This window comes from Oceanobacillus luteolus, assembly GCF_023715655.1.
Taxonomy (GTDB): Bacteria; Bacillota; Bacilli; order Bacillales; family Amphibacillaceae; genus Oceanobacillus; species Oceanobacillus luteolus.
The window spans coordinates 297,511-322,935 of sequence record NZ_JAMBON010000001.1 but is presented as its reverse complement, the minus strand read 5'-3'; the positions used below and the strand labels follow the sequence as shown (position 1 = coordinate 322,935).

Annotated in this window: 25 protein-coding genes; 22 read left to right on the top strand and 3 right to left on the bottom strand. The window is 37.3% G+C overall.

Going from position 1 to position 25,425, the window contains the following annotated elements; translation table 11 throughout:
- Positions 1-119 precede the first annotated feature (119 nt).
- The 4 genes from M3210_RS01720 to M3210_RS01705 all read left to right on the top strand — a co-directional run bounded on the left by M3210_RS01720 (position 120) and on the right by M3210_RS01705 (position 3,430).
- Entirely contained in the window at positions 120-917 is a 798-nt protein-coding gene (locus tag M3210_RS01720; RefSeq protein ID WP_251510583.1) for a TIGR00282 family metallophosphoesterase, read from the top strand.
- Between the two features lie 126 nt (positions 918-1,043).
- A complete protein-coding gene (locus M3210_RS01715) occupies positions 1,044-1,304 on the top strand; it encodes a stage V sporulation protein S (protein WP_251510580.1) in 261 nt (86 codons plus the stop codon).
- Between the two features lie 149 nt (positions 1,305-1,453).
- Positions 1,454-3,010: a tRNA (N6-isopentenyl adenosine(37)-C2)-methylthiotransferase MiaB gene (gene miaB / locus M3210_RS01710; RefSeq protein ID WP_251510577.1), complete on the top strand. Its 1,557-nt coding sequence runs from the start codon at positions 1,454-1,456 to the stop codon at positions 3,008-3,010.
- On the top strand, positions 3,011-3,430 hold the full coding sequence (locus M3210_RS01705; RefSeq protein WP_251510564.1) for a YlbF/YmcA family competence regulator: 420 nt from the start codon (positions 3,011-3,013) through the stop codon (positions 3,428-3,430).
- A gap of 86 nt (positions 3,431-3,516) precedes the next feature.
- Here M3210_RS01705 and M3210_RS01700 read toward each other — a convergent pair whose 3' ends face one another.
- Complete coding sequence (locus M3210_RS01700) at positions 3,517-4,089, bottom strand: outer spore coat protein CotE (protein WP_251510562.1); 573 nt, start codon at positions 4,087-4,089, stop codon at positions 3,517-3,519.
- A 484-nt stretch (positions 4,090-4,573) separates the two neighbouring features.
- On the opposite strand from M3210_RS01700, the gene mutS reads away from it, so the two are divergent.
- The 9 genes from mutS to glnA all read left to right on the top strand — a co-directional run bounded on the left by mutS (position 4,574) and on the right by glnA (position 15,909).
- Positions 4,574-7,150 carry a DNA mismatch repair protein MutS gene (gene mutS, locus M3210_RS01695; protein ID WP_251510559.1) on the top strand — a complete coding sequence of 859 codons (2,577 nt, stop codon included), beginning with the start codon at positions 4,574-4,576 and terminating at the stop codon, positions 7,148-7,150.
- A gap of 30 nt (positions 7,151-7,180) precedes the next feature.
- Positions 7,181-9,016 (top strand): DNA mismatch repair endonuclease MutL, encoded by a 1,836-nt coding sequence (gene mutL / locus M3210_RS01690; protein WP_251510556.1) that lies wholly within the window; start codon positions 7,181-7,183, stop codon positions 9,014-9,016.
- A 59-nt stretch (positions 9,017-9,075) separates the two neighbouring features.
- Positions 9,076-9,525, top strand: a complete 450-nt coding sequence (locus M3210_RS01685; protein WP_251510553.1) for a Dps family protein — start codon at positions 9,076-9,078, stop codon at positions 9,523-9,525.
- 18 nt (positions 9,526-9,543) lie between these two features.
- A complete protein-coding gene (miaA, locus tag M3210_RS01680; protein ID WP_251510550.1) occupies positions 9,544-10,479 on the top strand; it encodes a tRNA (adenosine(37)-N6)-dimethylallyltransferase MiaA in 936 nt (311 codons plus the stop codon).
- A gap of 37 nt (positions 10,480-10,516) precedes the next feature.
- On the top strand, positions 10,517-10,741 hold the full coding sequence (gene hfq, locus M3210_RS01675) for an RNA chaperone Hfq (protein ID WP_251510547.1): 225 nt from the start codon (positions 10,517-10,519) through the stop codon (positions 10,739-10,741).
- 140 nt (positions 10,742-10,881) lie between these two features.
- On the top strand, positions 10,882-11,805 hold the full coding sequence (locus M3210_RS01670; protein ID WP_251510537.1) for an AAA family ATPase: 924 nt from the start codon (positions 10,882-10,884) through the stop codon (positions 11,803-11,805).
- A gap of 13 nt (positions 11,806-11,818) precedes the next feature.
- The gene (gene hflX / locus M3210_RS01665; protein ID WP_251510534.1) at positions 11,819-13,057 is read left to right on the top strand and encodes a GTPase HflX; all 1,239 of its coding nucleotides are present in this window, start codon (positions 11,819-11,821) and stop codon (positions 13,055-13,057) included.
- A 6-nt stretch (positions 13,058-13,063) separates the two neighbouring features.
- Positions 13,064-14,308 carry a methionine gamma-lyase family protein gene (locus tag M3210_RS01660; protein WP_251510530.1) on the top strand — a complete coding sequence of 415 codons (1,245 nt, stop codon included), beginning with the start codon at positions 13,064-13,066 and terminating at the stop codon, positions 14,306-14,308.
- A 263-nt stretch (positions 14,309-14,571) separates the two neighbouring features.
- Entirely contained in the window at positions 14,572-15,909 is a 1,338-nt protein-coding gene (gene glnA / locus M3210_RS01655; protein ID WP_251510528.1) for a type I glutamate--ammonia ligase, read from the top strand.
- A 52-nt stretch (positions 15,910-15,961) separates the two neighbouring features.
- Here glnA and lexA read toward each other — a convergent pair whose 3' ends face one another.
- Positions 15,962-16,585 (bottom strand): transcriptional repressor LexA, encoded by a 624-nt coding sequence (lexA, locus tag M3210_RS01650; RefSeq protein ID WP_251510526.1) that lies wholly within the window; start codon positions 16,583-16,585, stop codon positions 15,962-15,964.
- A 288-nt stretch (positions 16,586-16,873) separates the two neighbouring features.
- Between lexA and M3210_RS01645 the strand changes: the two genes are divergently transcribed.
- From M3210_RS01645 to M3210_RS01610, 8 genes are all read left to right on the top strand, one after another.
- Complete coding sequence (locus tag M3210_RS01645; protein ID WP_251510523.1) at positions 16,874-17,530, top strand: YneB family resolvase-like protein; 657 nt, start codon at positions 16,874-16,876, stop codon at positions 17,528-17,530.
- Positions 17,531-17,846: 316 nt separating this feature from the next.
- The gene (locus M3210_RS01640) at positions 17,847-18,080 is read left to right on the top strand and encodes a DUF896 domain-containing protein (RefSeq protein ID WP_251510521.1); all 234 of its coding nucleotides are present in this window, start codon (positions 17,847-17,849) and stop codon (positions 18,078-18,080) included.
- Positions 18,081-18,179: 99 nt separating this feature from the next.
- Positions 18,180-20,180: a transketolase gene (gene tkt / locus M3210_RS01635; protein WP_251510519.1), complete on the top strand. Its 2,001-nt coding sequence runs from the start codon at positions 18,180-18,182 to the stop codon at positions 20,178-20,180.
- 144 nt (positions 20,181-20,324) lie between these two features.
- On the top strand, positions 20,325-20,798 hold the full coding sequence (gene sirA / locus M3210_RS01630; protein WP_251510517.1) for a sporulation inhibitor of replication protein SirA: 474 nt from the start codon (positions 20,325-20,327) through the stop codon (positions 20,796-20,798).
- 45 nt (positions 20,799-20,843) lie between these two features.
- Positions 20,844-21,068: a YneF family protein gene (locus M3210_RS01625; RefSeq protein WP_251510514.1), complete on the top strand. Its 225-nt coding sequence runs from the start codon at positions 20,844-20,846 to the stop codon at positions 21,066-21,068.
- 131 nt (positions 21,069-21,199) lie between these two features.
- Positions 21,200-21,790 carry a DNA-3-methyladenine glycosylase gene (locus tag M3210_RS01620; protein ID WP_379597709.1) on the top strand — a complete coding sequence of 197 codons (591 nt, stop codon included), beginning with the start codon at positions 21,200-21,202 and terminating at the stop codon, positions 21,788-21,790.
- 217 nt (positions 21,791-22,007) lie between these two features.
- On the top strand, positions 22,008-22,712 hold the full coding sequence (locus M3210_RS01615; RefSeq protein WP_251510511.1) for a cytochrome c biogenesis CcdA family protein: 705 nt from the start codon (positions 22,008-22,010) through the stop codon (positions 22,710-22,712).
- A 108-nt stretch (positions 22,713-22,820) separates the two neighbouring features.
- A complete protein-coding gene (locus M3210_RS01610) occupies positions 22,821-23,303 on the top strand; it encodes a CcdC family protein (RefSeq protein ID WP_251510508.1) in 483 nt (160 codons plus the stop codon).
- Positions 23,304-23,397: 94 nt separating this feature from the next.
- Here the strand turns inward: M3210_RS01610 and M3210_RS01605 are convergent, their stop codons facing one another.
- Positions 23,398-23,859 (bottom strand): DUF2621 domain-containing protein, encoded by a 462-nt coding sequence (locus M3210_RS01605; protein ID WP_285853508.1) that lies wholly within the window; start codon positions 23,857-23,859, stop codon positions 23,398-23,400.
- A 276-nt stretch (positions 23,860-24,135) separates the two neighbouring features.
- Between M3210_RS01605 and M3210_RS01600 the strand changes: the two genes are divergently transcribed.
- A complete protein-coding gene (locus tag M3210_RS01600) occupies positions 24,136-25,233 on the top strand; it encodes an ATP-binding protein (protein WP_251510505.1) in 1,098 nt (365 codons plus the stop codon).
- Positions 25,234-25,425: the final 192 nt, after the last annotated feature.

The window sequence follows — 25,425 nt, the reverse complement described above, 5'->3', positions numbered from 1 at the left end:
GCTCACGGGCCGCCTGTTGAAAGCGAAAAGTATTTGGACTCGGACTTTAGATAGTAAGGTTTCTATTCTTAATTTGCAAAGACTATAAATAAATTATTAAAGATTAGGATGATTAAAGAATGAAAATATTATTTATTGGTGATGTGGTTGGTTCTCCAGGACGGGATATGGTGAAGGAATATCTCCCTAAACTAAAAGAAAAATACAGACCAACCATTACGATATTGAATGGTGAAAATGCTGCGGCAGGAAAAGGGATTACCGAAGAGATCTACCGAAACTTCCTTGAATGGGGTGCTCAAGCCATAACGATGGGTAACCATACTTGGGACAAAAAGGAAATATTCGACTTCATTGATGACGCAAAATATCTTATTCGACCAGCGAATTTTCCTGAGAATAACCCTGGGAAAGGTCTGGTATTTTTAACAGTTAACAATATAGAAGTAGCTGTTATTAATCTTCAAGGAAGAACTTTTCTTCCGGCAATTGACGATCCTTTCCAGAAAATCGATGAATTAATTAATGAAGCGAGCAAAAGGACAAATATAATTTTTGTGGATTTTCATGCTGAAGCCACAAGTGAAAAACAAGCTTTTGGTTGGTACGTCGATGGCCGAGTTAGTGCAGTTGTGGGAACGCACACCCATACGCAAACAGCGGATGAACGAATCTTGCCTGAAGGCACCGCATACATAACAGATGTAGGCATGACGGGACCTTATGAGGGAATACTAGGTGTCGAACGAGAAGCGGTATTAAAACGTTTTCTCACCTCCTTACCTGTACGTTTTGAAATTACAAAAAAGGGTAAAAACCAATTAAACGCAGTGCTTGTTTCCGTTGATACAAAAAGTGGGAAGTCAACAAAAATTGAACGGATCATGATCAATGATGACCATCCCTTTTTCAGCTGATTTCTTACTATGAAAGTATCAGAATTTCTTCATTGTCAGCTTTATACAGGTTAAGGGAATAAGCGTACAACTCCAAGAATATAGTAGTGATAGGACCACAAAACTGAGGTAAGGGAGGTACTAGTAATGGAAGTATTAAAAGTTTCATCTAAATCTAACCCAAATTCGGTCGCGGGGGCTCTGGCAAATGTGCTGCGGGAACGAGGAACTGCAGAAATACAAGCAATCGGTGCAGGAGCATTAAATCAATCAATTAAAGCTGTAGCGATTGCCAGAGGGTTTGTTGCGCCTAGTGGAGTAGACCTTATTTGTATACCAGCATTTACAGATATATTAATTGACAATGAAGAAAGAACAGCAATCAAATTAATCATTGAACCGAGGTAATACTGAAGTAGCTTCTACACCTTCCTTATCTGAAAGGAAGGTTTTTATTTGCAGTTTATCTGTATATATTGTTAAATTTATTTAGAAGCCTTATACTAGTATAATGTACCCTTATACATACATGACAATTAGTTGAAAGGAGATCAGTCATGAACGAGGAGCAAAGGAAAGAGCAGGCTCAAATTAGTCCGGAACAAAATGTTGAGCGTATCCGAAATACCTCAAGTGATGAAATGATCGCTAAGTATTTCCATACGAGCTATTCACCTCAAACTCCAGATATAAAGAAAGCTAGAAAAAGAAAAAGAGAAGAAGTTCAATTTAAATATGACTTCACAATTCCGGAAGATATGCAAACAATCGGACAGGGTAAAAAGTTCTTGATCCGGACATATGGTTGTCAAATGAATGAACATGATACGGAAGTGATGGCCGGTATTTTTATAGAAATGGGCTATACCGCAACTGACGATGTAAAGGATGCAGATGTAATTTTACTAAATACTTGTGCCATCCGTGAAAATGCGGAAAATAAAGTGTTTGGTGAAATAGGACATTTAAAACCATTGAAACTGGAAAATCCAGATTTAATCATAGGGATTTGTGGTTGTATGTCTCAAGAAGAGTCCGTAGTCAATAGGATCTTGAAGAAACATCAGCATATTGATCTTATCTTTGGTACCCATAATATCCATCGTCTTCCTCACTTGATTAAAGAAGCGATGTTTGGTAAGGAAATGGTCGTGGAAGTTTGGTCAAAAGAAGGCGATATTATTGAAAACCTGCCAAAAGCCCGTAATGGTAAGATTAAAGCATGGGTTAATATTATGTATGGTTGCGACAAGTTCTGTACGTACTGTATCGTACCGATGACAAGGGGTAAAGAGCGAAGTAGAAGACCTGAGGATATTATCCAAGAAGTGAGACATCTAGTCGCACAAGGATATAAAGAAGTAACTTTGCTAGGTCAAAATGTGAACGCATACGGGAAGGACTTTGAGGACATTGATTATACGTTTGGGGATCTAATGAACGACATCCATAAAATCGATATCCCGAGAGTCCGTTTTACCACGTCTCATCCACGTGATTTCGACGACCATCTAATAGAAGTATTAGCACAAGGTGGAAACTTGTTAGACCATATCCATTTGCCAGTCCAATCTGGGAGCTCTGAAATACTTAAGAAAATGAACCGTAAATATACACGAGAAGATTATCTCGAGTTAGTACGTAAAATCAAAGCTGCTATCCCAAATGTCACATTAACAACAGATATTATCGTCGGTTTCCCGAATGAAACAGAAGAACAGTTCGAGGAGACAATGACATTGATGGAAGAAGTGGGCTTTGAAGCAGCCTATACCTTTATTTATTCTCCTAGAGAGGGAACGCCTGCAGCCATGAAAAAAGACGATGTACCAGAAGAAGTGAAGAAACAACGCTTGTATCGTCTGAATGAGCTAGTAAACAGGCAAGCAGCAGAGTCAATGAAGAAATATAAAGGTAAAACCGTTAAAGTACTGGTTGAAGGTGTAAGTAAAAAGAACCCTGAAATTCTCGCAGGTTATACAGAGAAAAATAAACTTGTGAACTTTAAAGGGCCAAAATCAGCGATTGGACAAATCGTTGATGTAGAAATCACAGAAACAAAAACCTGGTCCTTAGATGGGGTTATGGTAGAAAATAAAATTGAGGTGACATAAATGGCACAATATACGAGAAAAGAAGTGCTTGAAGAAGCAAAGAGATTAGCAGAAATGCTTGCAAATACTGAGGAGATTGATCGTTTCAAAGAACTGGAAGTAAAGATCAATCAAAATATTAAGGTCCAAAGTTTGATTAAAAAGATTAAAGCTTTACAAAAACAAGCTGTAAATTTACAAGCGTATGATAAAAAAGAAGCATTAACTCGTGTCGAAGAAGAACTTGATCGCATGCAGGAAGAGCTGGATGGAATTCCAATCGTTTCTGAATTCAAGGAAATCCAAGTGACTGTAAACGATGTTCTTCAACTCGTATCCGCTACGATTTCCCGTGAAGTAACTAATCGAATTATCGAGTCAACTGGCGGAAATGTTTTAGAAGGCAAAACGGGCAAAACATTAACTAACATATCAGAGTAGTAGAAAAAACCAAGCAGAGGCAACTGCTTGGTTTTTTTTGGATTCTTTTCAAAAAAAATTACGAGAGAAATCTCCCTCGTAATTTGTTAATCTCTTTTCTTCATAAAATCTGTTTTTACATTTTCTAATTCCTCATCTGAAACCTTGTGGCCCCAGATTTCATCATCGTCGTCTTCCAACTTATCCGCTTCCCAACTAGGTACTACTTTTACAAGTAACTTTGTATCACCAATTACTTGAACGACAAATTCCCTTTCAACTTCTACAAGGACTTTATTGCCTTTTTTCTCAATCTTACACTCTAGGCAATTTGGTTGCTGCAATACTTTTGCAATTACATCGAAATCATCATCTATGCAGTTCTCGTCTTTTAAGGAAAGGGGAACGACATCCTGATATTTTACATTTTCTGTAACGACTTGTGTTTTCGTATTATCATTATAGGAATACCAAATATTGATTTCGTAACTTCCATGGATCTCCACGCTATCTGCAGATTTCATTTTAGCATGATATAGGTGATTAATTACCCAGCATCCTAGAATGCTGGATGGACGATTATTTGGAGTTACGGTATGGGTTTCCTTTGTGAATTTACGCCCTTTTCCGATCACTGCTTTAGTAATGATTTCTCTATAATCTTTTTTAAGAAAAGACATAGCTGTATTTACCTCCTCTTTTTTCATAGTCATTTTATGCAGGGCAAACACCTAAAGTGCATACTAAGATTTTTAGAAAAATATAACGTATGAAATTTGTTAATTTATCAGCAAATACAGGTTCCTGATTAATTCAGAGATTCTCTCCTGGCGGTCCGCAGCCCCCGATACACCTTCGCTTCCGTGGGAGGCTCACAGATGCCTTTGCTCCCACAGGAGTCTTCGGTGTATCGGGGGCTGCTCCCAGCAGAGCTGTTTGTTGGAGCATTGATTAATAAAAAAATCATTAATTTTGTGCTAAATCTTTATTCACATAATTGAATAATTTCTTTTAAGTTAAAATTTAATATCAGTTATAATCTTATCCTTTCAATTCACTGTGAAATTAGCCGATTAACAATTAGAAAAAACAGTCTTATAGAGCTAAGTGAATGATGTATGCTATAATTATTGAAGAAGATTAAGGGTTTTTGGAGGCTTATACATGGTAAAACACACACCAATGATGGAACAATATTTGAAAATTAAAGCTGAGCATCAAGATGCTTTTTTATTTTATAGGCTTGGAGATTTTTATGAACTATTTTTTGATGATGCAATCAAAGCAGCGAGAGAATTAGAAATAACACTGACAAAACGAGGGTCACAAGGTGATAAGGAAGGTATCCCAATGTGCGGAGTTCCCTACCACTCTGCAGAAAACTACATAAAAACATTAATTGAAAAAGGATATAAAGTTGCGATCTGTGAACAGGTGGAAGACCCTAAAACAGCTAAAGGTGTAGTGAAAAGAGAAGTTGTTCAGATCGTTACTCCTGGTACGATCATGTCTCAAACGATGTTAAAAGAGGGGGAGAATAACTACCTTTGCAGCCTTTCACATTTCCAAGATGGCTCATTTGTTGTTGTTTATAACGACTTGTCAACTGGAGAAAACCGCCTCACTCTGATTAAAGAGGGATGGGATGCTGTTCTTCATGAGTTATACAACCAACCAATACGTGAAATTGTGATTCCGTCTACGTTGAGCGAAGAATTCCAAACCCAATTACGGGAGAAGTTACAAGTTACATTATCCTATCAGGATGAAGTTACCTTCAATGCGGAGTACAGAAGCTTGACTGAAAACTTAAATGATGAACGATTAATGAAGGCGTTCAGCCGTCTTCTTAATTATATTCAAAACACGCAAATGCGCTCTTTAGATCATTTAAAACAGGCAACAATCATCGAATTGAAGGATTATTTATCTTTAGATATGTATTCCAAACGTAATTTAGAGCTTACAGAGACTATCATTAAAAAAGGGAAGCACGGAAGTTTACTCTGGGTTCTTGATAAAACTGTTACCGCTATGGGGTCACGGATGATGAAAAAATGGATTGAACGGCCTTTGCTTAACAAACAAGCTATTGAAAAGCGATTAAATATCGTTGAGTCGTTCCATGCTGGATTTATGGAAAGGGAAATGCTGAGGGAGTCTTTGAAATCTGTATATGATATGGAAAGGCTTGCCGCAAGAATCGCCTTTGGAAATGTGAACGCACGAGACCTTATTCAACTAAAACAATCCTTACGTAACATACCGGAGATCAAAAAAATACTTCAACAGTTTCCGGCACCTGAAATGAAAGAGTTAGCGGACGAATTGGTTTATCCTGAAGATATTGTAGATATATTAGAGCAAAGTATTATTGAAGATCCGCCAGCTTCGATTACAGAAGGCGGAATTATTAAAGATGGCTATAACGAGCAATTAGATTCATATCGTGATGCATCACGTAATGGTAAACAATGGATTGCAGAACTGGAACGAAAAGAAAAAGATTTAACAAATATTAAATCTTTAAAAATAGGATTTAATCGTGTGTTTGGCTACTATATTGAAGTCACGAAGTCCAATACACATCTGTTGCCTGAGGGAAGATATGAGCGGAAACAAACGCTGGCTAATGCTGAACGTTATATTACTCCAGAATTAAAAGAAAAAGAGACTTTAATTTTGGAGGCGGAAGAAAAAAGTATAGACTTGGAGCACGCACTATTCCTTGATATAAGAGAAGAGATGAAAGATCATATACCACTATTCCAACAATTAGCAGATCATATCAGTAGAATCGATTGTCTTCAGGCCTTTGCGACGGTTAGTGAAGAAAACAATTATACTAGACCACGTTTTGTGGAAGATAAGCTGACAATTAAAAATGGAAGACACCCCGTTGTTGAAAAAGTGATGTCAGATGGTACATTTGTACCGAATGACGTTTCATTGGATAAAGAAAATAGTATTCTATTAATTACGGGACCAAATATGTCTGGGAAAAGTACGTACATGCGACAACTGGCTTTAACGGTCATTATGGCCCAAATAGGGTGCTTTGTGCCTTGTGATGAAGCGGATTTAATTGTTTTTGACCAGATTTTCACTCGTATTGGTGCTGCAGATGATCTTGTTTCGGGCCAAAGTACGTTCATGGTGGAAATGCTTGAAGCAAATCATGCACTCGCTAAAGCAACGGACCGCAGTTTAATTCTTCTCGATGAAATCGGTCGGGGGACAAGTACCTATGACGGTATGGCGTTGGCACAAGCGATTGTGGAATATATCCATAATAATATTGGTGCTAAAACATTATTTTCGACACATTACCATGAGTTGACTGCCATGGAGAAGAACTTGAACCAGTTAAAAAACATTCACGTCCGTGCCGAAGAGTATGATGGGAATGTTGTATTCTTACACAAGATCAAAGAAGGATCTGCTGATAGGAGTTACGGTATTCAAGTTGCTAAACTGGCTGGTTTACCAGAAGCGTTGATTGAGCGGGCAAATACTATATTAATAGAACTGGAAGAAGGTTCGAAGCCGGCACCAGTTACAGAAAAAATCGAGTCTGGACAGCTCTCTTTCTTCATTGAGGAGAGGGAGAAAGAAAATGAGAAACAACCGACCAAAAAAGAACATCATATCATTGATGAGCTTAAAAACTTGAATTTATTTGAAATGACACCAATGGAAGCAATGAATGCATTATATAAACTCCAAAAGAAAGTGAAGTAACAGTATTTGAAAATATGAGAGGATGTTTGCATGAAAATTAAACAGATGCCTACTCAACTTGCTAATAAAATTGCAGCGGGAGAGGTTGTCGAACGTCCTGCATCTGTTGTAAAGGAGTTAGTGGAAAATAGCATTGATGCCGGCAGCAGTTTCGTTAAGGTTGAGATGGAAGAAGCCGGCATCGGGCGAATTAGAGTAACAGATAATGGAGAAGGAATGAGCTCTGAGGACAGTGAAAGAGCCTTTCTTCCTCATGCTACAAGTAAAATCAATGATGAGAATGATTTATTTCATGTCCGTACACTCGGCTTCCGTGGAGAAGCTTTAGCAAGTATTGCTGCTGTTAGTAAATTGACTTTAAAAACATCAACTGGTGAAGAAGCTGGGACAAGTCTATACTTGGAAGGCGGAGAAATCGTTGAAAAGAGCAAAAGTGATGCACGTAAAGGTACTGAGATAACTGTTGATGAGTTGTTCTACAATACACCTGCCCGTTTAAAATATATGAAGAGTCTGCACACAGAGTTAGGACATGTAACAGACTTGCTGAACCGGCTAGCTTTGTCGTATCCAGAAATCCGTTTTGAAGTTATCCATAATGGCAGAACTCTTTTTAAAACTTCTGGAAGTGGAGATTTATTACAAGTTATTGCCCAGATTTATGGGATGTCTGTTGCTAAAAAAATGCTGCCGATTGAGCATAAAACATTAGATTATGAAATAACTGGTTTTATAGCAAAACCTGAAGTGACGAGGGCATCGAGAAATTTTATCTCGACCATTATTAACGGAAGATATATAAAAAACTATCCATTATCAAAAGCTGTAGTGGATGGCTACCATACGTTATTGCCGATCGGGAAATATCCATTAGTAGTGCTTAACATTACAATGGCACCAATATTAGTGGATGTAAATGTTCACCCAACAAAATTGGAAGTAAGGTTCAGTAAGGACAAAGCTTTATATGAATCAGTAAAAGAGACTATTCAAGCAGCTCTTCGGCAGGAGACACTCATACCAGAAATGGAATATAAAGAGCCGAAAAAGAAGCCAATTTCTACACAAGAACAATTTTCATTTGATAGCAATCCGGTAGAAGAGAAGGAATTTATTGCTAATAAACCAGCTGTTGAAACTGAGCCAAACATAGAAAAATCAACAATTCCAGAAGAACCAGTACAAATGATAAGAGAACCGATAACAGTGGAGGAAAAGGAGCCGAATCCGAACCCTGTTGTAGCTACTTCAGATGAGGCAGAGCCAGAGCCACAATTTGCGGATCGGATTCCACCGATATATCCAATTGGTCAGCTTCATGGTACGTACATTCTTGGTCAGAATGATGAAGGATTTTATATGATTGATCAACACGCTGCCCAGGAACGAATAAAATACGAGTTTTATAAAGAAAAACTAGGGAAACCTAATAATGAATCACAGCAACTGTTAATTCCATTAACTTTTGATTTTTCCAATGAGGAGGCATTGTTTATTGATGCCCATCAAGATGAATTGGAGAAAGTCGGTCTTTATTTTGAGCCTTTTGGCCGTACAAGTTACGTCATTCGTTCTCATCCGAATTGGTTTCCAAAAGGTTTTGAGGAAGAAGTTATTCGCGAGATGTTGGAGCACGTCATGAAAGAAGAAAAAATCAATGTGGAACGTATTCGTGAAGAAGCAGCTATTATGATGTCGTGCAAACGTTCCATCAAAGCGAATCATTATTTAACTTTGGAAGAAATGGCTAGATTGCTGGAAGATTTAAGGAAAACGGTAGATCCATTCACTTGTCCACACGGAAGACCAATCATTATTCATTTTTCGTCCTATGAAATTGAGAAAATGTTTAAAAGAATTATGTAAAGGTATAAGATTCAACAAGCAGGACAAAACTGATAAGAAAACAGTGTGAGGTGAATAAATTGGACAATCAACGTTTAATTAATCATTTAAACCAACTGCTTTCCAACCACTTTATTCTTTATGTAAAACTTCACCGTTACCATTGGTATATCCAAGGAAGAAACTTCTTTCGGCTTCATGAATATTTTGAGGAATTGTATGAGCGGTCTTCAGAATTCTTAGATGAAGTTGCGGAAAGAATTTTAATGATAGGTGGAAAACCTTTGGCAACGATGAGTATGTATTTGAAGCAAGGCACTTTGGAAGAGGCCAACGCAGATGATACGGAAGAAGAAATAATTGCACAGCTTATTCATGACTTCGAGCAAGTAGCTTCTGAAATTAGAGAAACAGGTCTTCTTTTAGCAGAGGAGTATGAAGATGAGCCGACAACAGATATGTTAATTGAGCAATTATCAGCTTTTGAGAAAGAGTTATGGATGCTTCGCAGCTATCAAAACGAGAAATAAGTATATAGGGGTAATCCGATGAAGAAAACAGTCATAGCAGTTGTTGGACCGACAGCCGTCGGAAAGACGTCCCTCAGTATTATGTTGGCAAAACGTTTTAATGGGGAAATCATCAGCGGTGATTCCATGCAAGTATATAAGGGAATGGATATAGGAACTGCTAAGGTCAGTGAGGAAGAAATGGAAGGAATTCCTCACCATCTAATTGATATAAAAGAACCGGCTGAAGAATACTCTGCAGCAGATTTTAAAATGGATGTTTCAAAGAAGATTGATGAAATATCAGCCAAAGACCGCCTACCGATTATTGTAGGCGGTAGTGGATTATACATACAAGCCGCTCTCTATGATTATAATTTTCCTAGTATCCCAAGGGATGATAATAGGACAGAAGAACTTATGAGGGAAGCACGAGAAGCAGGGATAGAAAGGATCTATAACCGTTTAGCAGAAGTGGATCCCGAACAAGCAGAGAAGATCCATCCTAATAATCATCGCAGAGTCATCCGCGCGTTAGAAATATATGAAACTACCGGGAAGACTAAAACGACATGGGAAAAAGAGCAAAAGCTTGAATCTCCTTACAATGTATTGTTCATTGGGTTAGAGATGGATAGAGAATTGCTCTATCGTGAGATTAATAAACGTGTTGATTTGATGATGGAAAACGGCCTCTTAGAAGAAGTTACTACACTATATAATAAGGGTTACAAAGATACACAAGCTATGAAAGCTATTGGTTATAAAGAGTTTATTCCATATCTAGAGGGTAGGCAAGGATTGGATGAAACCATTGAAATATTGAAACAAAACTCTCGAAGATATGCAAAAAGACAATATACCTGGTTTAGAAATAAATTACCAGTAGACTGGTATTCCGTTGAACCAGTGGAAAAAGATAAAAAGTTTTCAATGATTTTATCTAAAGTAGCAGGAATATTGGAAATGAAGTAGAATTAAGATTATATAGATAGAAAAGGGAGGAAGTACCATGGCACAAAACGTTAACATTCAAGAGCAGTATTTAAATCAATTGAGGAAGAACCATGTTTCAGTTACCGTGTTCTTAACAAATGGTTTTCAATTAAGGGGGATCATTAAAGCATTTGATAACTTTACGGTATTATTAGAAACTGATGGCAAACAGCAATTGATATTCAAACATGCAATTTCAACTTTTGCACCAGTTAAAAATGTTAGCTTAGAAAATGAGTAATAAATAACGGATGCGAATTACTGCATCCGTTTTCTAATGAACTTATTATTTATTTTTCCAGGAACTCACTTATGCTTCACTGGGCGTTTGTCACATTTTATGGAGATAAACGTATACTGTGATGACGAAGGAGTGAGTATATGGAGACGGGAATGACAGCAAATCGGAACGGCCGCATCAATATTATTTTGCAGGATATTCCACCTCATGTAGAGCGACGAAAAGGAAATTTAAACTATAACAAACAATTTAAACAAATAGATGAGGCTTTTTCTCAGTTTGTAGGCATTCAACAAATTAAAACGACGATTAAACAAATATATTCCTACTATCTCATAAATGAAAAGCGTAAAGAATTAGGGATGGCTTCGAACGCTCAAGTTTTGCATATGCTATTCAGAGGTAATCCTGGCACTGGAAAAACAACGGTAGCAAGAAGGCTGGCAAAACTTTATTTTGATTTGGGTATACTTTCTAAAGGCCACTTTATTGAAGCTGAGCGTGCCGATCTAGTAGGGGAATACATTGGGCAGACGGCTCAAAAGACGAGGGCAATCATTGAAAAGGCAATGGGGGGTATACTATTCATCGACGAGGCGTATTCACTCGCGCGTGGTGGAGAAAAAGATTTCGGTAAAGAAGCGATAGATACACTTGTAAAGCATATGGAGGACGGCAGTGATGATTTTATCCTCATACTTGCTGGTTACCCTTATGAAATGCACCGTTTTCTAGCTACAAATCCTGGCCTCGAATCCAGATTCCCATTCATCTTGGACTTCTCTGATTACAACTTGGAAGAATTGATGGAAATAGCGCATCACATGGTAAAATCAAGGGAATATCGCTTGACGAAAGAGGCTGAAAATAAATTAAGGAACTATCTTTATCAAAAGCTAGCTGTAAAAGAAAGGAATTTTTCCAACGCACGTTCGGTAAGAAATATAATGGAGCGGGCAATCCGTATGCAGGCATATCGTCTCGTTCAAGCTGAAAATTATGAAGCAGAACGTTTGATAGAAATTACCGCAACTGATATTCAATTTGATACTACACCCGTTTAAAGAGAGGGATTATATGGAAGAAGAAAAAATCATTATTATTGCAGTAAGAAAGCCAGAACAATTAGTTGAACGGTTTGAATCTTCTTTAGAGGAAATCATTTCATTGAGTAATACTGCAGGTGGGAAGGTGGAAGGGGTTATCACCCAAAACCGAAACCGTATTCACCCTGCGACATATATAGGAGAAGGTAAACTTGAAGAGATCAAGAGGGAAATTGAAGAAAAGGATATAGACCTCGTCATTTCGAATGATGAATTGTCGAGTGGACAATTACGTAACCTCAACAATTACTTAGGCATACCAATCATCGATCGAAGTCAGTTGATACTTGATATTTTTGCTCAGCGCGCACAGACCAAGGAAGGTAAACTTCAGGTTGAACTTGCTCAATTGGAGTATCTACTGCCAAGACTTCGGGGACAGGGGATTGCATTGTCCCGTCTTGGCGGTGGAATTGGTACAAGGGGCCCTGGTGAAACCAAACTGGAGACGGATCGCCGCCATATCCAGCGAAGAATTGTAGACATTAAACGTAGGCTTGAGCAAGTGGTAAAGCAGCGGGAACAGTATCGTAAACGGAGAAGAGAAAATGATACATTTCAAATCGCGATCGTTGGCTATACAAATGCAGGCAAATCGACATTATTTAACCGACTGACCGATAGTGACACATTGGAAGAAGATAAATTATTTGCAACGCTTGATCCTTTGACAAGGAAAATTGAACTCCCTTCCGGTTTTAAAGCGTTGATTACTGACACGGTCGGTTTTCTTCAAGATTTGCCGACATCTTTGATTGCAGCTTTCCGTTCAACATTGGAAGAAGTGACAGAGGCTGATTTCCTGTTGCATGTGATTGATGCATCACATATTGATTATGAAAAACATATCGAGACAGTAGGCGAACTATTAGATGACCTAGATGCAAATAATCTACCTATGTTGTATGTCTACAATAAGAAAGATTTGTTGGAGAATGATTTTCTGCCACTACATCATCCATATATATTGTCATCGGCATACGAAACAGAGGATATTCAACATCTTCTTGAAAAAATAGAGGAAATACTGATGAAACAATGGACTCCATTCCAAGTCGCATTGGAAACAGATGCCGGCAAAGTAATGAGCCAACTTGGGAGAGAGGCAATCATTACAGAAAAAAGATTTGATGAACAAGAGAACCTATATCATATTAAAGGGTATATTCAAGAGAACCATTCATTAAATAAGATTTTAAAGGAGCAGTAAAGAAATATGCTGAAGGATTTAATCAACCAGACTGAACAAGATATAAAAGAAATAAAGGAACATATAAATAATATAGTTGAAAAAAATCAACAACGAGTATTGGATGCATTTATTGATAATCGGGTAAGCGATAGCCATTTTAATTCCACTACCGGTTACGGTTACGATGATATGGGACGAGATACACTGGAGGCGGTGTATAGGGATGTTTTCGGAACAGAAGATGCACTCGTCCGTCCCCAATTAGTTTCTGGCACTCACGCCATATCAACCGCTTTATTTGGCGTTCTACGTCCTGGAGATGAGTTAATGTATATTACAGGTAAGCCATACGATACATTAGAAGAAGTGATTGGTAAAAGAGGGAATACACCAGGTTCCCTTCGTGAGTATGCTATTTCGTATCAGGAAGTGAATTTGCTGGAGGATGGCAGCGTCGATTTTGCCCAGATTAAAGAGGCAATAAATGTTAATACAAAAGTTATTGGGATCCAACGCTCTAAAGGATATGATAATCGTCCGTCTTTTACAGTGGAAGAGATCAGAGACATGGTAGAGTTCGTTAAGGAAGTAAAAGAAGATGTCATCGTGTTCGTAGATAATTGTTATGGTGAGTTTGTTGAAGAATTTGAACCAACTCATGTTGGAGTTGATTTGATGGCCGGTTCGCTCATCAAAAATCCTGGTGGAGGAATTGTACGCTCAGGCGGTTATATCGTCGGCCGTGAAGAATTAGTGGAACAATGCGCAAATCGCTTAACGGCACCGGGACTGGGTAAAGAAAGTGGCGCAACTTTAAATATGCTTCAAGAACTGTATCAAGGTTTTTTCCTTGCACCTCATGTGGTTGGTGAAGCGTTAAAAGGAGCGATTTTCACTTCACGATTTCTCGAATTGGCTGGATTTGAAACAACACCAGCTTACCAAAGTAAACGAACGGATTTAATCCAATCTGTTAATTTCGATTCATCAGAGCAAATGATAGCATTCTGTCAAGCAATTCAAGAAAATTCTCCTGTCAATGCTTATGTCACGCCGTATCCAAGTGAAATGCCAGGTTATGAAGATCAAGTCATAATGGCAGGTGGAACGTTTATTCAAGGATCCAGTATTGAACTTTCTGCGGATGGTCCAATCCGCCCTCCATACACTGCCTATGTACAAGGTGGACTTACATATTCCCATGTGAAACTAGCTTTGACCCGTGCTGTAGCAGCCCTTGAAAGAAAAGGTTTCTTATTTGTCAAATAGGGTATAGTCAAAGTGGAATACATGTTGTACAGCTTCGTATTCAAGCGTTGGGAGGACTACATCCTCCCGCAGGCTTGGATCCAATAGCTCCATTCTATTGTATTTCTCCATAATAATATTTCATTAATTCATTTCAAGCATTTTTTATAACTCAATACTTTTACGTTACGCTGAGAAAATTGAAAAATGCGGAAAATTATGTGCAAGGAATAGGGATATTCTATTTCTTCGTATATAAATTTATACTGTTGGAGGAGATCTAGTTGGGAACGAAATTTACCAAAGATGCAATCAAAGAAAAAATTAAAGATGAAAATGTACGTTTTATACGGCTTCAATTTACCGACATGTTAGGAAAGATTAAAAACGTGGAGATCCCGCTTAGCCAACTTGATACGGCTTTGGATAATAAAATGATGTTTGACGGTTCATCCATTGAAGGGTTTGTACGGATTGAAGAATCCGATATGTATTTATGTCCTGATCTTGATTCTTTCGTAGTTTTTCCGTGGACATCCGATAAAGGAAAAGTCGCACGATTCATTTGTGATATATACAATGCGGATGGCACACCATTTTCAGGTTGTCCTCGTTATAATTTAAAGAGAAACCTAAAGCGGATGCAGTCACTTGGCTTTGATACTTTCAATATTGGAACTGAACCTGAATTCTTCCTATTTAAATTAAATCAAAAAGGGGAGCCGATCCTAGAGTTAAATGACCATGGTGGTTATTTCGATCTTGCGCCAAATGATTTGGGTGAAAGCTGTCGTCGCGACATCGTGCTGGAATTAGAGGAAATGGGCTTTAACATTGAAGCATCCCATCATGAAGGGGCTCCGGGTCAACACGAGATAGACTTCGAGTATTCCGAAGCAGTAAGGCATGCGGATGATATACAGACATTTAAACTTGTCGTAAAAACGGTTGCTAGAAAACATAATTTGCACGCTACCTTTATGCCAAAGCCTTTATTCGGTGTAGATGGTTCAGGAATGCATGTTAATATGTCGCTGTTCAAAGATGGAAAGAACGCGTTTTATGATGAATCAGGTGAAAGAGAGCTGAGCAAAACTGCATATCAATTTATTGCAGGGTTGTTAGAACATGCAACTAATTTTACTGCTATTACCAATCCGATAGTCAATTCTTATAAGCGGTTGGTTCCAGGATATGAAGCTCCTTGTTATGTTGCTTGGTCAAGTTCTAACCGCAGTCCGCTTCTTCGTATTCCAAGTTCTAGGGGAGTCGGGACTAGAATCGAAGTCCGTAGTGTAGATCCGGCTGCCAATCCATATTTGGCAATGTCCGTTCTTCTTGCAGCTGGATTAGATGGGATTGAGAATGAAAAAGAACCTCCAAAAGCAGTTGACCGAAATATCTATGCAATGACAAGAAAAGAAAGAATTGAAAATGGTGTGAAGGACTTGCCATCAACTCTTAAAGATGCACTCGATGAAATGGAAAAAGATCCAGTCATCATCAAAGCTTTAGGTGATCATCTATTTAATCATTATGTTGAAGCCAAAGAAATTGAATGGGAAATGTTTAATAATACCGTTCATCCTTGGGAACGAGAACAATATCTAACAACCTATTAATATATTAAAAAAACATCTGATCTTTGCATGCGATGCGAAGATCAGATGTTTTTTAATGGATATTGCGATATAAGCCGACTACTTTTCCTAAGATACTAACTTTATCATAGAATAATGGCTCCATCGTTGCATTTTCCGGTTGAAGACGAATTTTATTTTCTTCTTTAAAGAAGCGTTTAACCGTCGCCTCATCATCATCCGTCATTGCAACTACAATTTCCCCGTTATTGGCAGTGTTTTGTTGTTTAACAATAACCATATCACCATCTAGAATACCAGCTTCTATCATACTCTCACCTTCGATTACAAGAACAAATAGATTGTCATCTGGATTTGTGTGTGAACTTGGAACAGGGACAAATTCCTCGATGTTTTCTACTGCAGTAATAGGAATACCAGCAGTAACTTTACCAATGACAGGTGCATAGCGTGCTTTGTCCTTCGGTATATTTCCCTCTCCATCTAGATCAAGTATTTCGATAGCACGTGGTTTAGTCGGATCTCGTCGAATATAACCTTTTGCCTCAAGACGTTCCAGATGACCATGAACTGTTGAACTGGAAGCAAGACCTACTGCGACTGCAATTTCTCGGACTGAAGGTGGATAACCCTTTTCATTTACTTCCTCTTTTATGAAATCTAATATCATTTGTTGTCTTTTTGAAAGCTTAGTCATCTATTAATCACCTCGTACATAGAATTTATTATCACTAGTTTATCATCTCATATAACATAATGCAAACATTCGTTCTAAATAATGGTTGACAGGACCATTTGTTCGTGCGATAATATGTTCTGGAGAACAAAAGTTCGTGGATTGGGGAGGAATATACATGTTTAGTAAATTATTTTCTAAGTTTTCCAAGGAGGATATCTTCTTTATTGTTGTATTTGGGGTAACATTAGTATTTTTATATTTTTCTCTCATAACTAGCAGCTAATCTGGCAGAAGGAGAATTGGATCGTGAAGGCAATCATCTATTGTAGAGTGAGTACGGATAAGAAACAACAGGAAACATCATTACAAAGACAGCGTGAAGAATTATTTCAACTTGCAGATAGACATGGTCTGACAGTTGTAACTAGTATAGAAGAGCAAGAAAGCGGATATGAAATTAACAGGGATGGCATATTTAAGATGCTCGATCTATTTTCTAATGGAGAAGCACAATGTCTATTAATTCAAGATGAAACTCGATTAGGGAGAGGAAATACAAAAATCGCTTTATTCCGCCAGCTCCAAAAATTAGGGGTTTCGGTTTTAACATCTACACATGATGGAGAGCTCGAATTATCCGAGTCTGATTCTATGGTTTTACAAATCGTCGGCATAGTAGAAGAGTATCAACGTAAAATCCATAATATAAAAATCAAAAGAGGAATGCAGCGTGCAATAAAACAGGGATATAATCCTACAGATAACTTAAAAAATATTTCTAATGCACCCGGTAGAGAAAGACTGGAAGTACCCATAGAAGATATTGTTCGGCTCCGGGATAAGAACTTAACGTTTAGTGAGATAACAACCACCTTGAAAGGATTAGGATATAATATCTCTAAAGCAACCGTTCACCGTCGTTACCAAGAATACCAGGAGGATAGAAAATCTATCGATAAATAAAAACCCAAGACAAGCTGAAATGCTTGTCTTTTTTTGCCTTTTCCTTTATAAATATATTGGAAAACAAGACTAGACTTATCTTCGATATAAAAAGTTTTTATGTAATTCAGTGAAAATCTTCCGGAAGTCCGCAGTAAAATTTAATATGGAGCATTGAATATATAGGAAGAACTGGCTTCATTAGTTCAGCAATCCATTTATAATATTCTTTAATTAACGAGTAAATATGGATTATTATTTTTTGAAATAGGGTATTATTAAACTTTAGACGTAGATCTACCCTAATACTGAAATATAGTTTAAGGAGGCTTTAATCATGTTATCTCAAGAGAAGTTAGCAAGAATCAATGAGCTTGCCAATAAAGCAAAACAAACAGAGCTCACAGTTGAAGAGAGAGCAGAGCAAAAAAAACTGCGTGAGGAATATTTAGGTAACATTCGAGGATCATTTAAAAACCAATTAAAAACTTTGAAAGTAATTGATCCAGAAGGAAATGATGTAACACCACAAAAAGTAAAAGATATGCAAGAAAGAAATAGAAAGCACTAATTTGTTTACCCACTCATCTTAATTAACTTGTGAAGTTTAAACATTCATTATAGAATAGATACAGATACATACTATGAAGAAGATTGAAAGGAGAATTACATGTCTACAATCGAACAATTATCGGTAAACACAATCCGTACTTTATCCATTGATGCAATTGAAAAAGCTAATTCTGGACACCCAGGATTACCTATGGGTGCAGCACCTATGGCATATGCTCTCTGGACGGATTTCATGAATCACAATCCAAAAAACTCAAAATGGTTTAATCGCGATCGTTTTGTGCTTTCTGCAGGTCATGGTTCAATGCTATTATATAGTTTATTACATTTATCAGGCTATGATGTAACGATTGATGACCTCAAAAACTTCCGTCAATGGGATTCGCGTACACCAGGACATCCGGAAGTACATTATACAGATGGAGTTGAAGCAACTACTGGTCCATTAGGACAAGGAATTGCAATGTCTGTAGGTATGGCTATGGCAGAGGCGCATCTCGCAGCTAAATTCAATAAAGAGGATATAGCAATTATTGATCACTACACTTATGCGCTAGTAAGTGACGGTGATTTGATGGAAGGTATTTCACATGAAGCAGCATCATTAGCAGGCCATCTTGGTTTAGGAAAGCTGATTGCTTTATATGACTCAAACGACATCTCCTTAGATGGTGAGTTAGACCGTTCCTTCTCAGAAAATACAGAACAACGATTTAAAGCTTACGGTTGGCAAGTTCTTCGTGTAGAGGATGGAAATGATTTAGAAGAAATCCGTGAAGCAATTAAAGAAGCACAACAAAACACGGAACAACCAACATTGATTGAAGTGAAAACGATTATTGGATATGGTTCTCCGAATAAATCAAATTCAGCAGCTTCTCATGGTGCACCACTTGGTAAAGATGAAGTTAGTCTTACAAAAGAATATTATAAATGGTCTCATGAAGAATTCAAAGTACCGGAAGAAGTATATGGAGATTTCAAAGAAAAAATCCAAGTGAATGGACAAGAGAAAGAAGATGCATGGAACAATACTTTTTCTTCTTATAAGGAAAAGTATCCTGAAGAGGCTGCTCAATTAGAGCTTGCAATAAAAGGCGAACTTGACGTGAATTGGGAAGAAGTATTGCCAGTCTTTGAAGAAGGCAGCTCCATGGCAACTCGGGCTTCGTCTGGAAAAGTGTTGAACGCTATTGCAAACGCAGTACCGACATTCTTTGGTGGTAGTGCAGACTTAGCAGGTTCCAACAAAACTATGATGGAAGATGAAGGAGACTTCACAAAAGCAGATTACTCTGGACGTAATATTTGGTTCGGTGTTCGTGAACACGCAATGGGTGCCGCACTGAATGGTATGGCACTTCACGGTGGACTGAAAGTATATGGTGGTACATTCTTCGTATTTAGTGATTACTTACGTCCATCCATCCGTCTTGCTTCCATCATGCAAACGCCAGTGACTTACGTATTTACTCATGATTCCATAGCAGTTGGTGAAGACGGTCCGACACACGAGCCAATTGAGCATTTGGCAGCATTAAGAGCGATGCCGGGTCTATCTCTGATCCGTCCTGCAGATGCGAATGAAACAGCTGCAGCTTGGAGATTAGCTATAGAATCAACAGATCAGCCAACTGCACTTGTACTCACTCGTCAAAATCTACCTACACTTCCTGGTACAGATGAGAATGCGTACGAAGGTGTTCAGAAAGGTGCATATGTAGTCAGCAAAGCTGAAAAGGAAGCTCCGGATGCTATCCTACTTGCAACTGGATCTGAAGTTCATTTAGCGGTAGAAGCTCAAAAAGAGTTAAGAACTAAAGGTATCGATGTCTCCGTTGTCAGCATGCCATCTTGGGATCGTTTCAATAAACAAGATGAAGCGTATAAAGACAGTGTAATTCCTAAAACTGTGAAGAAACGCCTTGCAATTGAAATGGGAGCTTCCTTAGGTTGGGAACGATATGCAGGGGATGAAGGAGAAATCCTTGCTATTGACCGTTTTGGTGCATCTGCTCCTGGCGACAAAGTGGTTGCGGAATATGGCTTTACTGTAGAAAATGTAGTACAATTAACTGAAAAGTTGTTGGACAACTAAGACATAACGTTCTTTGGTTGTGAAACTAATATTCCCAAAGCTAGTATGTAATAGACTAGCTTTGGGAATGATTTATGTATTCGACAAAACTAGTGGTTGTCTTCCTACAGAAATTGACAGCAATCGTAAAAGAGAATACGTATAATGGAACGAAAAGGGGTGCTTTCCATGTATACGTATTCTATTTTTTCTATTAAGTCGAAAATAGCAAAACATTATTTTTACAAGACAGGTATCCTTTATCGTTTTTTAAATGAATTCAAAGAAAGACCAAACTTTAAATATATCCAGTTACAATATAACTATGTTATAGAACCGCTCAACTTAGATGATATTGCTAATTACATACAAGAGAAGGATGCAAGATTGATTATTGATAAACGGAATACGTACTTGAAGATTTATTGGGAAGGAAAAACGATGACTATCTACGAAGATGATCGTCATTTAGAAGTCACTTGTTCATCGATAGAAGACGTAGAAGAGTTTTTTTTCCCGGCTTTGCGTAAATCTCCACATTTTTATTTCGTAATCAGTAATTCTTTGAAAGATTATGGCTGGTTATCCGTTAAAAATAATCGGATGTTGGACAATCCAATATTGTATTCCTTCCATTAATTTTATATACTGGATGAAGATAGTCGCAGAGGAGGAAAGACACACATGGATATAATTTGGGTAGTACTAATTGCTATAGGTACTTTAATAGCAGGTGTTGCTCTTGGATTTTTTATTGCTAGAAAATATATGATGAACTACTTGAAGAAGAATCCGCCAATCAATGAGCAAATGCTTCGTACATTAATGATGCAAATGGGCCAAAAACCATCACAGAAAAAAATCAATCAAATGATGCGTGCAATGGGCAATCAAATGGATAAACAATAAGTGATGAAAAATTGAGCCTATTAATAATGTAATGTTAAAAACCACTTTTTCTGTTAAATACTAAGCAGAATGAAGTGGTTTTCGTATTTTTACTTTCATCAATGATTATGACAGGAGGGAATACTGTGAATATTGAGCCCAAGTATAACAGATTGCCTAAATCATTTTATCAACAACCAACTCTTCAACTTGCAAAGGAGCTTCTAGGAAAAATTCTTGTCCATGAACATTCAGAGGGTACTTCTTCTGGTTACATTGTTGAAACAGAAGCATATCTTGGAGCGGAAGATAAGGCAGCGCATAGCTATGGAAATAGACGGACCAAACGTACTGAAATAATGTTCCACGAAGCTGGACTTATCTATACCTATCAAATGCATACACATTGTCTTCTTAATATTGTCAGTGGGAAGGCTGATTCCCCGGAAGCGGTACTAATCCGGGCGATTGAACCTTTAGCCGGAATCGATTATATGCTCGAAAGAAGACCGGTTCGTCAATTAAAGCAATTGACGAGCGGACCTGGAAAATTAACGAAAGCAATGGGAATAACAATGAATTCATATGGAGAACCGATATATGAGCATCCTCTATATATTGCAGAAGGGCGGGAAGTAAATAATATACTGACAGGCCCAAGGATAGGGATTCCTAATACAGGTGAAGCCCGAGATTATCCTTATCGATTTTGGATCAAAAATAACCCATTCATCTCCAGGTGATTTTAATCCCCAAAATCTTAGGATTAAAATACTGACCCACTTATTAAAATGATTAATAGAATAAGCTGATTAAACGACAAGACAATAGCATTTCTATATACTAGTAATAGGAAAGTGAATAGAAACCAAATGTTGGCTAATTGTCAAAATCAGGTGAGTTTGTCTGTATTATATCTGATACTATGATATGTACACATGCATATGTAGGGGGATTAGTATGTCTGAAATTAACGTATTTCTGGCTTTTGGCGCCGGATTTCTATCATTTGTTTCACCTTGTGTGTTACCCATTTACCCTGTTTTTCTATCTTATATCACTGGAATGAGTATTAATGATTTGAATGAAGAGAATAAAAAGCTGAACCGTAAAGCTTTAATGCATACTATCTTCTTCTTAATCGGATTTTCAAGCATATTTATTGCGATTGGATTCTCAACATCCGCCATTTCTGGATTTTTATTGATGTACCAAGATATTATTAGACAGGTCGGAGCAATACTTATCATCTTCTTCGGGTTAGTAATTGTCGGTATATTGAATTTTAAATTTTTAATGAAAAATAGACAAATTCAATTTAAAAATCGTCCGAGCGGTTATTTAGGAACATTGTTGATTGGGGTTGCATTCTCATTAGGTTGGACACCTTGTACAGGACCGATTTTGGCAATCGTATTTTCACTTGCCGCAACCAATCCTGAAACAGGGATGGTGATGATGATTGCTTATATATTAGGTTTTGCCATTCCATTCCTAGTGATGGCCTTCTTCATCGGTAGAATGAATTGGATCAAAAAACACAGCATGAAAATTGTGAAATTTGGTGGATATGTTATGATATTCTTTGGTGTCGCTCTGTTTTTCGACTGGATGACAGGTGTAACTGCATTCTTAGCTGACTGGTTCGGATTTTATGGATTCTAAGATTGCTGAACTGTCAAAGGAAGAAAAAACATTGTTGATGCTGTGAATGGAAAGTATGGATTGAAATTAAATGAGAGAATAATGCTATTTTGAAAAGAGTGATTAAGCATGTTTTGGGCAGTTGCTAGTACCATCGGTGCAATGATGATGGCTATTGCAATGATATTTGTACGTATGAAGATGGTAAAAAAGCCAGCAACAGTAAAAAAGATTATTTTACCACCTTTATTTATGAGTACAGGTGCATTGATGTTCATTTTCCCTTATTTCCAAAGTAGTTGGTACCAAGTAATGGAGTCGTTTCTCGTTGGGATGATTTTCTCTATTATTTTGATTAAATCATCTAAATTTGAAATCCGGGGAGAGGCAATCTATCTAAATCCATCAAAAGCCTTTCCATACATCTTGTTCGGGTTATTGGTTGTGCGGCTCATACTTAAGATTATTATCGGTGGGTATATCTCACTTGGGGAAACAGCCGGATTATTTTTTATGCTAGCTTTCGGTATGATATTAACATGGCGGATTGTCATGCTTTATCAATTTTTACAATTAAAGAAATCAATGGAACTAAAAAAGCATCCCATTTGAAAAGCACCGCGATTGTTAGAAAACGACTAACAATTGCGGTGCTTTTCTGTGTGGGCTCTTTTTTCAAAAAAGCAATACGATTAAACAATAACAGTCATTTTTTATAACTTTCCTGCCAATTCTCTCGATAGTCACTCATGGACAAGGAAAATAGATGTTCGTAAGGAGTAACTGCTATACCTTTCTGTTTTAACTTTTTTCGAAGGAACTTATGATCTCGCTTAGGAGTCGCCAAGATATATCCTTCAATAACCGTTTCTTGTGATATGGAATTTTCTTGTTTTTCTAATGCAACTTCACCTATTTTACTGGCTATCTTTTGTCTAGCGACATCCCGAAACAGTTCAGGTACAGGTGAAACAAGCTCTTCCAGCAGGGCTTTTTCATTTTCCGACCACAAATGTTTTGTTTCTTCTACATAATGTGCTTCCCAATCCAGTATGGATTTACCATCTTCCTTCGGTAAGCTTTTAAGGAATTTACGGAACATGAAGTAACCACCGATAGCCATTAACGAGATCAGTAGAAACCCCCATAATACGATGATAATACTCAATTTAAATCACCTATTCTTTAATTTACACTTAAAATTATCACTAATTGATAAATTTATCTTAGAGATAATTTATTTTTATTTATTTTTATAGTAAGATAAAAATATATCTAACCATATTATATGGATAAAATGTCTAAGTAACAAGTTTAATAATTTCATGGTTACTGGCATATGATTGAATGAGAGAGAAATTAGTCGAATTAACAGGGAATTTATATATAGAATTTGAGTGAATACGTGAAAGCTATAGTTATTATTGACTAAGGGGAGAATCGGATGAAGATTGGAGAGGTTTATTCATTAGGTTTAAATGATCAACTATCTGCAATAGCTGACTTTTCAAGATTGCCAACGAAAGTGTTGGATTGGATGGGTAAGTATTCGAATGAGTCGTTTGTTGTTTGGGATGAGCAAGATCAGATCCGTTTTGTCAGTGAGTCAGTAAAAAAAATACTTGGGTATGGGCAGGATGAGTTGATAGGCAAACCTTGGTATGAGCGTATTCAACCCATTGAAAAGGAAAAAATAGAGCAATATTTGACAGAGGAAAGCGATGCTGGATTGCGAACGGAGCTACAGCACAAAAATAAGCAGGAAGAGATTTATGTAGAAATTCATGCGGCAAGGATAACAGATGAATTTTCTGAACAAAAATTTGTTGTAAGCAAAATTATGGACTTAAGTTCAATAAAAAGAGAGAAAGAATTGATGATCCAAGCGGAGAAAATGTCTGTACTGGGTCAGCTTACGGCAGGTATTGCTCATGAGATACGGAACCCTTTAACTGCAATTAAAGGTTTTCTACAACTTCTTCAAGCTGGAGTAAATCATAAAGATGAATACTATAGAATTATGCAGGATGAAATTGAAAAGATTGAAGTAATTACATCCGAGCTTTTGTCTTTATCCAAACCATCAACACATACAAGAAAAAATGAAAACGTAGGAAATTTAATTCGTGACGTAGTTTTATTATTACAATCGCAAGCAAGATTGAAGAATGTGACATTACAAGTTGATGAGCCAATAAATGAGAAGATATACTGCGACAGCTCACAAATTAAGCAGGTATTGATAAATTTAATTAAAAATGCAATAGAAGCGATGAATGAACCTGGTAATATCAACTTATTCGTGGAAACCATCGATGAACATACAGTAATTAATGTACAAGATGAAGGTGTTGGCATATCACAAGAAGTTATCGATCAAATTGGGGTGGCTTTCTTTACGACAAAAGAGAATGGCACAGGATTGGGATTGAATATAACAAAGCAGATTCTTGAAGGACATGGCGGTTTTTTAAAAGTTATGAAAAACGATATTAAAGGCAGTACTTTTCAATTATATTTTCCAAAAGTAACGACGAGCTGAGAATGGACTATAAATCACTATAGTCCATTCTTATTATCAGAATGATAAGTAGAACTTATCACAAACCATAACAATATTATATAGGAGATTATTGACTAATGATTTGTTTTATCGCTTACAATCCGATAATATAGTAAGTAAAGGTCTATTAATCTTTCTTTTTTTTGTGATGGGATGGTTAAACACCAATTT